Origin of the sequence: Viridibacillus sp. FSL E2-0187 (assembly GCF_038006425.1) — a bacterium.
GTDB lineage: Bacteria > Bacillota > Bacilli > Bacillales_A > Planococcaceae > Viridibacillus > Viridibacillus arvi.
The window spans coordinates 187,684-203,838 of record NZ_JBBOVG010000002.1 but is presented as its reverse complement, the minus strand read 5'-3'; the positions used below and the strand labels follow the sequence as shown (position 1 = coordinate 203,838).

The window sequence follows — 16,155 nt, the reverse complement described above, 5'->3', positions numbered from 1 at the left end:
TTTAATTGCCTCCTTTTTCATGCATATTCATGGCAACTGAATGAGTATTACTAATTTGCTTCAAGGCATATACCTTGCCATCATCATCGTAATATTTATGTTGCTCAGTTTTATACTTAGCTTCTACGCCTTGACGTTCCTTTTTACGTTCAATACGAGTAGATGGCTCAATATTAGGTATGGCAGATAGTAGTCGTTGCGTATAAATATGTTGTGGGTTTTTATAAATATCTTCGCGGTGGCCCGTTTCAACAAATCTCCCTTTGTACATAATGGAAATATTGTCACACATATGTTTTACGACACCTAAGTCATGTGAAATAAATAAATAGCTTAATCCATATTCTTCTTGGATATCCTTCATAAAGTTTAAAACCTGTGCTTGAACTGATAAATCAAGTGCTGAAACAGGCTCATCAGCAATTATCATTTTTGGCTTACAAGCCACTGCTCTGGCAATTCCTATGCGTTGCTTTTGTCCACCAGAAAATTCATGTGGATATTTATATTTAGCATCCTCTGGCATTCCCACAATTTCTAACAACTCATTAATTCGTTTATTTTCCTCTTGATCGCTTAATTTCAAAAAATTCCGAATAGGTTCTGCAATAATATCCTTAATACGTTTCCTTGGATTCATACTAGAATGTGAATCTTGGAAAATCATTTGGATATCTCTGTTATAAGATGAATTTCTTTCACGTCGCTGATTAGTAACATCTTCACCTTCATAAATAATGCTTCCAGATGTAATTTTCTCTAATCCTATAATTGCCTTCCCAGTAGTGGATTTACCCGAACCAGATTCACCAACTAGACCGTACGTTTTTCCTTTTTCAAATTCCATATTAACTCCATCAACCGCATAGACATGATCAACAACTGTATTGAAAAACCCACCACGGATCGGATAATGTACACATAAATCTTTTATTTGCATGAAGCTCATCCAAGTTGTCCCCCTTCTGCAACTTCAAAATTAAAGTGTTTCCAGCAAGTGCATCTTACAAGGTGACCTGGGGCAACTTCATGTAATGCTGGGTTAGCCTCATGAGTATCTGCAGCAAGCCACGGTACACGAGGTGAAAAACGACAACCTTCACGTGGTAGGTTCTTAAGAGATGGTACTAAACCTTGAATTACTTGAAGCTTTTCGTTTTCGCTATTCATCTGTGGAATTGAATTTAGTAATGATCTTGTATATGGATGTTTAGGATTATTGAATAACTCTTCTACTGGAGCAACTTCAATAATTTGACCTGCATACATAACCGCAACACGATCTGCCACTTCTGCAACAACTCCAAGGTCATGCGTAATTAATATAATGCCACTCTCAGTTTCTGTTTGTAATTCTTTCAATAAATCTAGTATTTGCGCTTGAATTGTCACGTCTAAAGCTGTTGTTGGTTCATCCGCTATGATAATTGCTGGCTTACAAGCTATAGCAATAGCGATCATGACACGTTGACGCATGCCCCCTGATAATTGGTGTGGAAATTGCCTTCTTACCCTTTCAGGATTCGGGATTCCAACTTGATTTAACAATTCAAGAACACGTTCTTCTCGTTGTTTTATAGTAAACTCCGTATGATAGACTAAAGATTCTGAAATTTGATCACCTATTCGCATTAAAGGATTTAATGCAGATAGTGGGTCTTGGAATATCATCCCGATATCATTTCCACGAATATCATTAAACTTATCTTCGGAAAGTTCTGCAAGGTTTAAATCTTTATAAAGAATCTCACCTGTAACTCTAGTATTGTTTGCTACATGTAAACCAACAATTGATGTGGCCAGCGTACTCTTTCCACATCCAGATTCGCCAACTATAGCCAGGATTTCATTCCTATTTAAAGTTATTGAAACGTCATCAACCGCATCATAATATGTATCCTTTATTCGAAAACTAGTGTGTAGATTCTTGATGGTTAGTAAATTCTTCTTATTAGCCAAAAATATATCTCCTTTCGAATATTTGTATTGTAGAAAGAATATTAAGAAAATAATAACAGTATTTAGTTCGAAATCATATACATAAATTTAATAAATATGTCAATTACTTAAAAATCCTCATACAAATGTTATATATTGATTTACATTTTACACACTTATTCCAATTTAAGTCAAACTATTTAATTATTTTTTCTTAATATAATATAAGAATTAGAATATTCTATCTATTTGTAGTATAAAGTGTTTAATATCATCTATCAATCTATTACATTAAAGTGGAAAAGTATTTGAATAAAATATATTAATATACTATATGATTTTCTACCGTATTTTATTTGTTCCCATAGATAAATCAATTTTTGTCGTTTTATGTAGAATTATAAATAAAATTTCCTAGAAAAACGCTATAATATTGGGTTTCCTTGTTTAATCTGTCGCCTCATCATTTGCTCTTTCCTAAAGTCATAAAAATTACAGTTAATTTCCATCTCCTTTTAAACCCTGTCTAATAAAGTTATGAAAATAATAATAAAAAAAGAACCCCGATTTGTTTTAATCGAGATTCTTCATATTAATAAGTAAAATTATTCTGCATCTGTTGATTCAGAATCTGCTTCAGTTTCTTCTACTGTTGCCTCTCCTAATTCAACAGATTCTTCACTTTCATCTAATTCTTCATCTTCTTCAGATTCCTTTGCAACTTTTGCGACTGTTGCAACAAGCTCTTCATCGCCTAGGCGAATTAGACGGACACCTTGCGTACTACGTCCTGTTACAGAAATATCATTAATATCCATACGAATTAGCATACCGTTAATTGTAATGAGCATTAAGTCTTCTGAACCATCAACTGTCTTCACAGCAGATAAAGGACCGTTCTTATCTGTAATTTGACAAGTTTTAATACCTACGCCACCGCGAGTCTGAATTCTATACTCTTCTTCTGGTGTACGTTTTCCGTAACCTTTTTCTGTTACAACTAAAATTTCTTGTCCTGGCTCAATCATTTCCATTCCGACAACATAGTCATCATCTTTTAGGCGGATACCACGAACCCCTGCAGCTGTACGCCCCATTGATCGAATGTCTTCTTCATTAAATCGTACAAGCATACCATTACGTGTACCAATAATGATTTCTTTTTTCCCGTCTGTAAGACGAACAGAGATTAATTCATCATCTTCACGTAGAGAAATAGCTATTAAACCATTGTTACGAATATTAGCAAAGTATGATACTGGCGTACGCTTCGTTACACCAGTACGTGTAGTGAAGATAAAGTAAGCATCATCTTCAAACGAAGGAACACGAATCATTGCTGTTACTTGTTCATCCTTATCAACGCTTAATAAGTTAACAATTGGTAATCCTTTAGCGGTACGACCATATTCAGGAATTTCATAGCCTTTTGCACGGAACGCCTTACCTTTAGATGTAAAGAATACAATAGTATCATGTGTAGACGTATTCATTAGATGTTCAACGAAGTCATCATCGTTAGTACCCATCCCTTGAACACCACGACCGCCACGCTTTTGACTACGATATGTATTCGCAGGTAAACGTTTGATATAGCCATTGTGAGTAAGGGTAATAACTGAATTTTCACGAGGAATTAAATCTTCGTCTTCAATCATTTCCATGCCGCCAGCAGTAATCTCAGTACGACGTTTATCATTGAAACGTTCTTTTACCTCAAGCAATTCTTCATGAATGATTTGGCGAATTTTACCTTCGTCCGCAAGAATTTCACGTAACTTAGCAATTAATGCTTGTAATTCTTGATATTCACCTTCGATTTTCTCACGTTCTAAACCTGTTAAGCGTTGTAAACGCATATCTAAAATCGCTTGTGCTTGACGTTCACTTAGGCTAAATTTGTCCATTAAACCACTTTTCGCTTCGTCACCAGTTTGTGAGCTGCGAATTAAGTGAATAATCTCATCAATATGATCAAGTGCAATACGTAAACCTTCTAAAATATGTGCACGGTCTTCCGCCTTTTTCAGTTCGAATTGCGTACGTCTGCGAATTACGACTTTTTGGTGTTCTAAATAATGATAAAGAGATTCTTTCAAACTTAAAACTTTTGGTTGCCCATCTACTAACGCAAGCATGTTTATACCAAAGCTTGATTGCATCGCTGTTTGTTTATATAAATTATTCAATACAACATTAGAATTTGCATCTTTGCGAATATCAATAGCTACACGCATACCATTACGGTCAGACTCATCGTTAATATTTGTAATACCATCGATTTTTTTGTCTCGTACTAACTCCGCAATTTTTTCGATTAATTTTGCTTTATTTACTTGGTAAGGAAGCTCGTGGATAACAATTGTATCTTTACCATTTGATTTTTGTTCTATTTCAACTTTAGCACGAATAATAATAGAACCACGGCCAGTTTCATAAGCACGACGAATTCCGCTTCGTCCTAGAATTGTACCACCTGTAGGGAAGTCTGGTCCTGGAATGATTTCCATTAGCTCTTCCGTTGTAATTGCCGGATTATCAGAGATTGCTAAAACACCATCAATAACCTCACCTAATTGATGAGGAGGAATATTAGTAGCCATACCAACAGCAATACCTGAAGCGCCGTTAACAAGTAAATTTGGATAACGTGCTGGTAACACAATTGGCTCTCTTTCATTGCCATCATAGTTATCTTGGTAATCGATCGTGTCTTTATTAATATCACGCAGCATTTCCATTGCAATTTTAGACATACGGGATTCCGTATAACGCATGGCAGCAGCCCCATCACCATCGACAGAACCGAAGTTACCATGACCATCAACTAGCATATAACGATAGCTAAAATCTTGCGCCATACGCACCATAGCATCATAAATAGATGAGTCACCATGAGGGTGATACTTACCCATTACGTCACCAACGATACGTGCTGACTTTTTATATGGTTTATCAGAGGTACTACCTAACTCTTGCATACCGTACAAAATACGACGATGTACTGGTTTTAAACCATCGCGGACATCAGGTAAAGCACGCGAGACGATAACACTCATTGCATAACTTAAAAATGAAGTCTTAATTTCTTTACTTATGTTAATTCCCTTAACACCAGGATTATTAATTTCTGACAAAGTGCTTACCTCCCTTCACTAGCTCGTTAAATATCTAGATTTTTCACGTAAACAGCATTTTCCTCAATAAATTGACGACGTGGTTCTACTTCGTCCCCCATCAATTGTTCAAATATGCGGTCCGCTTCTATTGCGTCATCTAGTTCAACTTGCAGTAATGTACGATGTTCTGGATCCATTGTCGTATCCCATAATTGCTCTGCATTCATTTCACCAAGACCTTTATAACGTTGAATACCTGGCTTTGGTAATTTTGGGAGACGCTCTAAAATTTCTTGAAGTTCTTCATCGCTATAGCAATATTCAATATGTTTCCCTTGTTTTACTTGATACAGAGGGGGCTGTGCAATATAGATATATCCCGCTTCAATTATCGGTCGCAAGAATCGGAAGAAGAATGTTAATAATAGAGTTCGAATATGTGCTCCATCCACGTCTGCATCAGTCATGATAACGATTTTATGATAACGTGCTTTTTTTAGTTCGAAATCTTCGCCAATACCTGTACCAATTGCTGTAATCATTGCTCGAATTTCAGCATTAGATAGAATTCTATCAAGACGTGCTTTTTCAACGTTTAAAATTTTACCACGCAAAGGTAATATTGCCTGGAAATGACGATCACGACCTGATTTAGCTGAACCACCGGCAGAGTCACCCTCTACGATGTAAATTTCACTCTCATCAGGATGACGAGAAGAACAGTCAGCTAGTTTACCTGGTAAGCTAGAAACTTCTAGAGCGGATTTACGGCGAGTAAACTCACGTGCCTTTTTAGCTGCAACACGCGCTCTAGCTGCCATCAAACCTTTATCAACAATTGTTCTAGAAACTGCGGGATTTTCTAATAAAAATCGCTCAAAGCGTTCTGAGAACAATGAGTTTGTAATTGTACTTACTTCAGAGTTACCTAATTTTGTTTTCGTTTGCCCCTCAAACTGCGGATCTGGGTGTTTAATCGATACGATAGCAACTAAACCTTCACGTACATCTTCACCTGACAGATTCGCATCGGCATCTTTAATTAGATTATTTTTACGCGCATAATCGTTAATAACACGTGTTAACGCTGTTTTAAATCCAGATTCATGCGTACCACCTTCGTACGTATTGATATTGTTAGCAAACGAGAAAATATTTGAGGCAAATCCAGCATTATACTGCATAGCGATTTCAACCGAAATACCATCTTTTTCGCCCTTTAAATCAATTGCTTCATGAAGAGGTTCTTTCTTTTCGTTAATATGTTCAACATACGATTTAATACCACCTTCATAGTGGTATGTATTTGAACGTACTTCTTCACCACGTTCATCTGCAATCGTAATACTAATACCACGATTTAAGTAAGCTAGCTCGCGAATACGGTGTGCTAATATATCAAATTCATAAACTGTTGTTTCTTTGAAAATTTCAGGATCCGCTTTAAAGCGTGTTGTTGTTCCTGTTTCTTCAGAATCGCCAATAATTTGAAGAGGTTGATCTGTTTTACCGCGACTAAAACTTAAGAAATGTATATGACCATCGCGCTTTACATACACTTCAGTTGAAACTGATAATGCATTTACTACAGATGCACCAACACCATGTAAACCACCAGACACTTTGTATCCGCCACCGCCAAATTTACCTCCGGCATGTAACACAGTCATAATAACCTCAACAGCTGGTTTTCCCATTTTTTCTTGATTGCTTACAGGGATACCACGACCGTTATCGTCGACACGAATCCAGTTATCTTTTTCGATTGTTACTTTAATTTCATTACAGTATCCAGCTAAGGCTTCATCAATACTGTTATCTACAATTTCCCACACCAAATGGTGAAGACCTTTAGAACTCGTAGTACCAATATACATACCTGGACGCTTACGAACTGCTTCTAAACCTTCTAATACTTGTATCTGATCTGCATCATATGCAGCAGGCTGTTTATTCTCTTCCATTGCCATTTGTTCCACCTACTCTTTCATGACATCAGTATGCGTTTTAAATTATTTTACTAACCACTGACCTGTATTAATACTAGGTTTCTTCTACTTCAACAGAACCTTGTTTCACATGAAACATAGCTGCTTCTCGTATTGTATCATGGTCAATTCCTTCAACACTTGTTGTTGTCACAAAGGTCTGAACTTCACCTTGAATAGTATTCAGTAAGTGTGACTGACGGTAATCATCTAACTCTGAAAGAACATCATCTAGTAACAAAATTGGCGCTTCCCCAACTTCTTGTTTAATAAGTTCAATTTCAGCTAATTTGAGTGATAGGGCCGTCGTACGTTGCTGACCTTGGGATCCATATGTTTGTACATCATAGTCATTCACAAGGAACTGCAAATCATCTCTGTGTGGTCCAATTAATGTGACGCCCCGTTCAAGCTCGCGTGGCAAGGCATCCTGTAACTTCTTCTCTAAGAAATTAGCCATTTCAGCAATCGTCCAATCAGGATTCATACCACTTACTGGTCGATAACGAATTTGTAATCTCTCTAAATTTCGAGAGATACCAAAATGAATTGGCTCTGCCCACTCCTGGAGTAAATCCATAAATTGAAATCTCTTATGAATAACTTTTACTGCAGCTTGAATATATTGTTCGGTATATACATCAAACATTACATCTTGCAATGCCGATTTTCCTTGGTTTTTTTTCAATAAATGATTTCGTTGCTTTAATAGCTTTTGAAATGTTAATAGATCATGTAAATATACTGGAGAAATTTGCCCGATTTCCATATCGAGAAAACGTCTTCTGATTTGGGGACTGCCTTTTACTACAGTTAAATCTTCCGGGGCAAACATTACGACATTCATCTGTCCAATATAATCACTTAAACGGCTTTGTTCTAAATGGTTAACCCTTGCTTTTTTCCCCTTTTTAGAAAGAGTTAATTCCAAAGGTAGATGACCATACTTTTTTTGAACGTCACCTTCTATTTTACCATAATCTTCGCTCCACCGTATCAATTCTTTCTCATTCGAAGTACGATGCGATTTTGCCATCGATAAAACATATATAGATTCCATAACATTTGTTTTCCCCTGTGCATTTTCCCCTAAGAAAACATTAATTTTCGGGGAAAATGACAAGTCTAACGATTCATAATTACGGTAATTCGTCAGCTTTAACCGATCTATATACATGTTATTCTCCGTTCGTTGGACCAGTTATCTGAAATCTCCCTGTTCCAGGAATGTTCACAGTATCACCAACATATAATTTACGTCCACGGCGATTATCTACTTCTCCGTTTACATAGACATCGTTCTCTTGTAAGAACCATTTAGCCATTCCCCCAGAGCTAATAGCATCTGTTATTTTTAATAATTGGCCAAGCGTTACAAATTCAGTATCAATAGCAATTTCATTCACAGTTAATTTCATCCTCTTCTATTTTTCTCTATCCCTATATTTTACCGAACTTTTGTTCATAAGTAAAAAGGATAGTCATCGAAACGACTATCCTTTAGTAAAACCAGTTATTTATGACCAGGTCATAAATAATCTTGGGAAATAATTCACGTCTATCGTTATATTGAAATAATTAATTTTAGTAAGTACGTACAGGCAAAATCAATTGTAATATAGCATCGTCATGTACAGAGCGAATAATAAATGGTCTCATAGCACCTGTAAATTGAATGACAACATCTTGTCCATCAATTGCCTTTAATGCATCCATCATATATTTTGCACTGAAAGAAATTTTCAATTCTTCCCCTACAAGTGAACTAACTTGAATTTGTTCTTCTACTTTTCCTACCTCAGGTGAATTAGAAGAAATTTCAATCGTGTCATCTTGCATAGTTGTAAAACGTACTACATTGTTACGATCTTCACGTGCAAGTAAAGAAGCACGGTCAATGGCTTGAAGTAAAGATCGACCATTTACAGTCACATCTGTTTTATATTCTTCAGGAATTAGTCGAGATGTATCAGGATAATTCCCTTCTAATAAGCGTGAGAAGAATAAAACATCATTTGTTTTGAATAAAACTTGTTGGTTTGTCATAACAATATCTACAGGGGTAGTTGCATCGTTCAAAATTTTACTTAATTCGGTCAAACTCTTTCCAGGTACAACAACACTAGATTGTTCACTTGGTAAATGCTCTAAAGTAACTTTTCGACGAGCAAGACGGTGACTATCAGTTGCAACACATACAAGTTCTCCGTCTTTAATTTGCCAATGAACACCCGTTAATACTGGACGACTTTCACTTGTTGATACTGCAAATACTGTTTCGCGAATAATTGATTTTAATAAATCAGCAGGTACAGTAAATTGATTGTCTTCACTCAACTCTGGTAATAAAGGATATTCAGTTGAATCTAAACCAATTAAGTGAAAATCGGATTTACCTGAACGGATACGTGTTTGGAATTTCTCTGATACTTCAAATTCAACGTCATTAGTAGGTAACTTACGAACAATCTCATTGAACATTTTTGCTTGCAGTACTATTGATCCTGGTTTTTCAACATTGATTAGTTGTTCTCCATTTTCTTCTACAGGTATATACGTTTGAATTGTAATATCTGCATCACTACCAGTTAAACGCATTCCTTCTTCGCTTACATCAATTTTTATCCCTGTCAAAATAGGGATTGTTGTTTTTGAACTAACTGCCTTCATGACATCATTTAGTCCATCTAATAAACGATCTCGCATGATATCAAATTTCATAAAATTATACCTCACTTATATATATTATTATTTATTAAAAGATTAATAGATATAGTAGTAGGGGCTGTGGATTTGTGGATAAGTCTAATTTAACGAATAAAATCAGCCTATCCGAGTGTAGACAGGCTGTGTATAAGTATGTTGTTAACTTTCCAGGTTATCCACAGTTTTTTTACTTACCTAGCATACTTTTTATCTGTTTAATATCTTGCTGCAATTTTTGATCTTCTTTAAACATGGTTGAGATTTTCTCATGTGCATGGATGACTGTTGTATGATCACGACCACCAAATTCTTCGCCAATTTTAGGTAACGAAAAATCGGTTAACTCGCGTGATAAATACATAGCGATTTGACGTGGAAATGCAATTGATTTTGTACGTTTTTTCGCAGTAAAATCCTCTAATTTTACATGGAAGTGTTCCCCAACAGCCTTTTGAATATCTAAAATGGTTACCATTCTAGGTACGGAGTTTGGAATAATATCCTTTAACGCTTGTGCAGCTAATTCAGCCGTAATATCTTGATTTACAAGCGATGAGTAAGCAACTACGCGAATTAAAGCACCTTCTAATTCACGAATATTAGAATCAATTTGGTTTGCAATATATAGCATAACCTCATTTGGAATATCTAATCCATCAGCCTTTGCCTTTTTTCGTAATATTGCAATTCTCGTTTCTAAATCAGGTGGTGCAATATCTGTTATTAGACCCCATTCAAAGCGTGAACGTAAGCGGTCTTCCAAAGTTGGAATCTCCTTTGGAGGTCGATCACTAGAAATAACTATTTGCTTCGATTCCTCGTGCAAAGTATTAAACGTATGGAAAAATTCTTCCTGAGTTGATTCTTTTCCGGCTAAGAATTGAATATCATCAATTAGGAGGACATCTACACTACGATACTTATTACGGAATTCCACAGCTTTATTGTCGCGGATAGAGTTAATGAACTCATTTGTAAATTTTTCAGATGACAAATAAACCACCTTAGCATTAGGGTTATGTTCCAATACATAGTGGCCAATTGCATGCATTAAATGGGTTTTTCCTAAACCTACGCCCCCGTATATAAATAATGGGTTATATGCTTTTGCTGGTGCTTCTGCAACGGCTAGTGAAGCGGCATGTGCAAAGCGGTTACCAGACCCAATAACGAATGTATCAAATGTGTTTTTTAAGTTCAGCATACCAGGGGAGAAATCTGGACGATCATCTTGTTTTTCTTGAACACGTGGCGATGGAATATCAAAATCATCAAAGCCTGGGTCTTGTTGAACGACAAAACGGATATGCAAATCTTTTCCTGTTAATTCTGCCAAAATAGAAGCAATTAGCTGTACATAGTGATTTTCCAACCATTCACGCCCAAATGAATTTGGCGCTGCAATAGTTACGGTATCACCTTTGTAAGAAAGTAGCTTCGTGGATTTAAGCCAAGTTTCAAAGCTTGGTTTTGAGATCTTTTGTTTAACTTGTGAGAGCACTTTGTCCCATAACTCTTCTAAATGTTCCAAGCTTCTTTCTCCTTTACATAAATATCTCTATTGAATATTTGGTTATAAATACGGTTAAAATATGTTTATAAATGAACTATACACGATAGATACTCACAATAAAAACAAGTTGTGGATAAATGTTATTCTTAGCTAGTGGATAAAACTATCCACATATTATTAACAATTGTGGATAACATTTTGCATACACAAACTTATTTACAGAGTAAAACACAATAATCTTATCAAAAAAAACCATGCAATTCAAGATGTTTTCGAAGTTATCCACAAATTGCATAAATATGCACAGTAAACTTATCCACAACGGGTGAATTTGTGAAGAACCTGTCTATAAGTCTTGTGGATAATTTTGAGGTTGTAAAATAGTGTCCACACTAGTTTTTGATAGTGGGGTATTAGATTGTGGATAACTTACTAGTGAAAAAAACTTTGCTAACTGGATCGCTATAAAATGTATTTTCTAAATAAGCATTGACAGAATGACAGGAATTTATATATAATATGCAAGACTGTCTGTAGTATTTTTTATAATAGACTTTCCAGGAGGTGTCATATAAATGAAACGCACATACCAACCGAAAAAACGTAAACATAGTAAAGTACATGGCTTCCGCGCACGTATGAGTTCTAAAAATGGTCGTAGAGTACTTGCTGCACGTCGTCGTAAAGGAAGAAAAGTATTATCAGCATAAGTCCACTGACCAACATCAGTGGTCTTTTTTTTCTTTATGGAGAAATTAGTGTTTAGCATTGTTGGTTTCTCTCCAAAACGGTTAAACAATTATGGTTAACTTCTTCTACACTGTTTAAATAGGTAATCGTAAAAGTCTATTGTTTTGGAGAAAATCAACGATCAGTATAATGAAACCTTCTTATAGAGAAGAAAGAACAATGAATAAGCAGGTGCAAAGATGAAAAAACGCCGCAGAATTAAGAAGAATGAAGATTTTCAAAAAGTATTTCGTAAAGGGAAGTCATTTGCAAATCGTCAATTTGTTGTCTACTGTTTACCAAAAGAGGGACAAGAGGAATTTCGCATTGGACTATCCATTAATAAGAAAATAGGTAAGGCAGTCACTAGAAATCAAATTAAACGTTATATCCGTCAAAGTTTCTTCGAATTACAAGGTGATTTGAGAAATGATATGGAATACGTGATTATCGCCAGACATCCGGCGGCCACAATAGATTTTCATGAAACAAAAAAGAGCTTACAGCATGTTTTAAAAATTGCGAAGGTTTTAAAAAGAAGTAGTAGAGAGTAATAGAAGGTGCATGATAAAATAGCTGATAGAAAATGAAAGTTATTTTAGGGGGATGAAGATTGAAGAAAAAACTTTGGGTCATTCTCGCACTTACTTCATTAACATTGTTATTAACTGGGTGTACAGAATATAACCAACCAATTTATAGTGACACTGAAGGCTTTTGGAGCAAATATATCGTTTGGCCATTCGTAGCTTTCATAACACTATTTAAAGGATTACTGGGCACGTATGCTTGGGGGATAGTTTGCGTAACGATTATTATTCGCTTAGCTATTTTGCCGTTAATGATTAAACAGACAAAAAGTGCGAAGAAAATGCAAGAATTACAGCCTAAACTGGCGAAGTTAAAAGAGAAATACAGCTCTAAAGATGCAGTAACTCAGAAAAAGTATCAAGAAGAAATGATGAAATTAATGAGTGAATCTGGTGCTAATCCAGCAGCTGGATGTTTACCAGTGCTGATTCAAATGCCAATTCTAGTTGGTTTCTATCATGCAATTAGTCGTATGAACTCGACACCAGAAATTAACTTGGGCGACTTTTTCATGTTCCCATTAGCAGAATCGAGTATTGTACTAGCTGTTCTAGCAGGTATCATGCAGTTTATTGTTCTACGTACGGGCCCAGCGATGGATAATCCACAAATGCGAATTATGATGTATATCATGCCATTTATGATTATTGGATTAGGTAGTTATTTACCTGCCGCTTTATCGCTTTACTGGGTAATTGGTAATATTATTACATTCATACAAAATCTTGTTATGTATAAGCCTTGGAACAAAACAACTAAACCTGCAAAAACAGGAGGGGCTAAAAAGTGAAACAGATTACGCAAATGGGAGCAACCGTAGAAGAAGCGATCTCTATAGCGTTAAAAGAGCTTGACCTTACCCGAGAGCAAGTAGAAATTGAAATACTTCAAGAAGGTAAAAAGGGTTTTTTAGGTTTTGGTTCACGTAAAGCAAATGTACGTGTAACTGAAAAACAACTTGAGAAATCCGATCAAGAGCAACAATCTGTGCAACAGGCAATGGAAAAACTGAATGAAATAGAATCATCAGAAGCAGTAGCGATTATTTCAAAAAGTGAAGTAGAAAATATACAAGAATTAACAACTGAAAATCTACAATCAACTTTGGAAGTTGAAGAAAATGAATTAATAGATGAGAAACGTAACGATAACACAGTTGCTATTGAGCATGCAGTTACTTATTTAACAGATATAGCAAAGCAGTTAGATATCAATGACTTAACTATTGATGTTGAAGAAAAGGGTAAAATTATTAACATTAGTTTAGAGAGCAAGAAGGCGGCTTTACTAATAGGTAAACGTGGCCAAACGCTAAACTCCCTTCAAGAATTGACACAATTAGTTGTGCATCAATACGCAAAACGATTCGTCTTAGTTAAATTAGACGTAGAAAATTATCGTAAGCGTCGCCAAGAATCATTGGAACAGCTAGCAAATCGTATGGCAGATAAGGCCGTTTATACAGGGAAAAAGATTGAGCTAGAGCCAATGCCTTCGAATGAGCGAAAAATTATCCATCATATTCTTGCCAATCGAATTGATATCGAGACGTATTCCGTTGGATCGGATACTAAACGCTATTTAGTTATTGAACCAATTCGATAAAGGAAATACTCTGTTAAAGTCCATCTCATTCTAAATGAGATGGGCTTTTGTTTGTTTTGATGGATAATTTTAGTAGGTTGGACTGTATCCATTTGTTAAATAAAGAGTTTACTAATAAAAAATTGTAGTTTTTTTATTAAATTAAGCTATTTAGTTTCAGTGCTATTGCTCAGAAAGTTTCGCGGCAAGATTAGCTCCTAAGTTAACAGAATGTTAGTCGTGGAATCATGGAACTGTAATGGCACGTCGTGGAGAACTTCAGGAGTTGATGTCCTCGACTCTCGAAAGAAAGTTGAAAATGCATTTTGATTAGAGGTTTCAATTGATTGTTGAGATTAACGAGTGCCTGCAGCAATCAAAAAAGTCATCCAACTTTAGGAGCGGGTTGCTCGGAACGTTTTAGCGGAGGGGCAAAGACCTTGTCGATAAATGAGCACCTTCTGCATTTAAAAAAGTTGTCCACAATTCTACTTTTCGAGCTTTTATGCTATTATTGTATGTTAGAGAGTTAGTTCGTTTTTAGGTTATCCACATGTGGATAATTTTTAATTTTTTAGGAGGTATTATCTATGGAGTTCGATACAATTGCGGCTATCTCAACGCCAATGGGTGAAGGGGCAATTGCCATTGTCCGTTTAAGTGGGGATGAGGCTGTTGCCATTGCAGATCGTGTGTTTCATACACCGAGTCGGAAAAAGTTATCCACACAGCCGTCACATACTATTCATTATGGACATTTACAGGAGCCTGAATCAGGTGAGGTAGTAGAGGAAGTTATGCTATCGATGATGAAAGGGCCAAAAACATTTACACGTGAAGATGTAGTAGAAATTAACTGTCATGGTGGAATAGTTTCAGTGAATCGAGTACTGCAATTAGTATTGAAGAATGGTGCGCGATTAGCTGAGCCTGGCGAATTTACTAAGAGAGCATTCTTAAATGGCCGAATCGATTTATCCCAAGCAGAAGCTGTAATGGATTTGATTCGTGCAAAAACAGACCGTGCAATGAATGTTGCGCTTGGTCAAATGGACGGGAAATTATCACGATTAATCGGTGAACTTAGACAAGCACTATTAGAAACTTTGGCGCAAGTAGAAGTTAACATAGATTATCCAGAATATGACGATGTAGAAGAAATGACAATTCCACTTATGCTCGAAAAGTCTACATGGGTAATGAAAGAAATCGAGAAACTTTTACAAACATCTTCTCAGGGCAAAATTTTGCGTGAGGGCCTTTCAACTGTTATACTAGGTCGTCCGAATGTCGGCAAATCGTCACTATTAAATAGCCTCGTACAAGAAAATAAAGCAATTGTTACAGACGTTGCTGGTACAACGCGTGATATTATAGAAGAATACGTAAATGTAAGAGGTGTTCCATTACGTTTGGTCGATACTGCAGGTATTCGCGAGACCGAGGATATCGTTGAGCGCATCGGTGTTGAACGCTCTCGACAAGTATTGAAAGAAGCAGATTTAATTCTGCTGGTTGTGAACTATGGAGATGAACTTACTGAGGAAGATGAACGTCTTTTCGAAACGATTCAAAATATGGACTATATAGTCGTTGTTAATAAAACAGATTTGCCACAACAGATCGACTTAGCTCGTGTACAAGCATTAGCGGGCAATCGCAAAGTGGTGACAACATCATTACTTAAAGAAGAAGGTGTCACAGAGCTTGAGGAAGCAATTGCGGCATTATTCTTTGAAGGATCATTGGAAGCTGGAGATATGACATATGTATCAAATGCACGCCATATAGCTTTACTACACCAAGCGCATTCAACGATTAAGGATGCTATTGAAGCAGCTCATGCAGGTGTACCTGTCGATATGATTCAAATCGATGTCACTAGGACATGGGAACTTCTTGGTGAAATTATTGGAGATACCGTGCAAGAAAGCTTAATTAATCAGCTATTTTCACAATTCTGTTTAGGGAAATAAACTTAAATATA

Annotated in this window: 13 protein-coding genes; 5 read left to right on the top strand and 8 right to left on the bottom strand. The window is 36.1% G+C overall.

Going from position 1 to position 16,155, the window contains the following annotated elements; translation table 11 throughout:
- Position 1: 1 nt before the first annotated feature.
- From MHH85_RS20120 to dnaA, 8 genes are all read right to left on the bottom strand, one after another.
- Entirely contained in the window at positions 2–949 is a 948-nt protein-coding gene (locus MHH85_RS20120) for an ATP-binding cassette domain-containing protein (RefSeq protein WP_193737889.1), read from the bottom strand.
- Positions 946–1,959 (bottom strand): ABC transporter ATP-binding protein, encoded by a 1,014-nt coding sequence (locus tag MHH85_RS20115; RefSeq protein ID WP_340708311.1) that lies wholly within the window; start codon positions 1,957–1,959, stop codon positions 946–948. Before MHH85_RS20115 ends, MHH85_RS20120 begins: the two co-directional genes overlap by 4 nt.
- Before the next feature lie 584 nt (positions 1,960–2,543).
- Entirely contained in the window at positions 2,544–5,075 is a 2,532-nt protein-coding gene (gene gyrA, locus MHH85_RS20110) for a DNA gyrase subunit A (RefSeq protein WP_340708310.1), read from the bottom strand.
- A gap of 26 nt (positions 5,076–5,101) precedes the next feature.
- Complete coding sequence (gene gyrB / locus MHH85_RS20105) at positions 5,102–7,027, bottom strand: DNA topoisomerase (ATP-hydrolyzing) subunit B (RefSeq protein ID WP_193737892.1); 1,926 nt, start codon at positions 7,025–7,027, stop codon at positions 5,102–5,104.
- 73 nt (positions 7,028–7,100) lie between these two features.
- Complete coding sequence (gene recF, locus MHH85_RS20100; protein ID WP_193737893.1) at positions 7,101–8,222, bottom strand: DNA replication/repair protein RecF; 1,122 nt, start codon at positions 8,220–8,222, stop codon at positions 7,101–7,103.
- A 1-nt stretch (position 8,223) separates the two neighbouring features.
- On the bottom strand, positions 8,224–8,451 hold the full coding sequence (gene yaaA, locus MHH85_RS20095) for a S4 domain-containing protein YaaA (RefSeq protein ID WP_038179148.1): 228 nt from the start codon (positions 8,449–8,451) through the stop codon (positions 8,224–8,226).
- Positions 8,452–8,629: 178 nt separating this feature from the next.
- Positions 8,630–9,766, bottom strand: coding sequence for a DNA polymerase III subunit beta (gene dnaN / locus MHH85_RS20090; RefSeq protein WP_038178757.1), 1,137 nt, complete (start codon positions 9,764–9,766; stop codon positions 8,630–8,632).
- A 172-nt stretch (positions 9,767–9,938) separates the two neighbouring features.
- Positions 9,939–11,282: a chromosomal replication initiator protein DnaA gene (gene dnaA / locus MHH85_RS20085; protein ID WP_038178759.1), complete on the bottom strand. Its 1,344-nt coding sequence runs from the start codon at positions 11,280–11,282 to the stop codon at positions 9,939–9,941.
- 557 nt (positions 11,283–11,839) lie between these two features.
- Here dnaA and rpmH point away from each other — a divergent pair.
- The 5 genes from rpmH to mnmE all read left to right on the top strand — a co-directional run bounded on the left by rpmH (position 11,840) and on the right by mnmE (position 16,144).
- A complete protein-coding gene (gene rpmH / locus MHH85_RS20080) occupies positions 11,840–11,974 on the top strand; it encodes a 50S ribosomal protein L34 (RefSeq protein ID WP_036200974.1) in 135 nt (44 codons plus the stop codon).
- Between the two features lie 219 nt (positions 11,975–12,193).
- A complete protein-coding gene (rnpA, locus tag MHH85_RS20075; protein ID WP_193737894.1) occupies positions 12,194–12,547 on the top strand; it encodes a ribonuclease P protein component in 354 nt (117 codons plus the stop codon).
- Positions 12,548–12,606: 59 nt separating this feature from the next.
- Positions 12,607–13,374 (top strand): membrane protein insertase YidC, encoded by a 768-nt coding sequence (yidC, locus tag MHH85_RS20070; protein WP_053418415.1) that lies wholly within the window; start codon positions 12,607–12,609, stop codon positions 13,372–13,374.
- Complete coding sequence (gene jag / locus MHH85_RS20065; RefSeq protein ID WP_193737895.1) at positions 13,371–14,189, top strand: RNA-binding cell elongation regulator Jag/EloR; 819 nt, start codon at positions 13,371–13,373, stop codon at positions 14,187–14,189. The genes yidC and jag overlap by 4 nt, the downstream gene beginning before the upstream one ends.
- Positions 14,190–14,758: 569 nt before the next feature.
- Entirely contained in the window at positions 14,759–16,144 is a 1,386-nt protein-coding gene (mnmE, locus tag MHH85_RS20060) for a tRNA uridine-5-carboxymethylaminomethyl(34) synthesis GTPase MnmE (protein ID WP_340708309.1), read from the top strand.
- Positions 16,145–16,155 lie beyond the last annotated feature (11 nt).

Coding starts and splice junctions, on each gene's coding strand:
- MHH85_RS20120 (WP_193737889.1), bottom strand. CDS start 949: ATGAGCTTCATGCAAATAAAAGATTTATGTGTACATTATCCGATCCGT.
- gyrB (WP_193737892.1), bottom strand. CDS start 7,027: ATGGCAATGGAAGAGAATAAACAGCCTGCTGCATATGATGCAGATCAG.
- recF (WP_193737893.1), bottom strand. CDS start 8,222: ATGTATATAGATCGGTTAAAGCTGACGAATTACCGTAATTATGAATCG.
- dnaN (WP_038178757.1), bottom strand. CDS start 9,766: ATGAAATTTGATATCATGCGAGATCGTTTATTAGATGGACTAAATGAT.
- rpmH (WP_036200974.1), top strand. CDS start 11,840: ATGAAACGCACATACCAACCGAAAAAACGTAAACATAGTAAAGTACAT.
- rnpA (WP_193737894.1), top strand. CDS start 12,194: ATGAAAAAACGCCGCAGAATTAAGAAGAATGAAGATTTTCAAAAAGTA.
- mnmE (WP_340708309.1), top strand. CDS start 14,759: ATGGAGTTCGATACAATTGCGGCTATCTCAACGCCAATGGGTGAAGGG.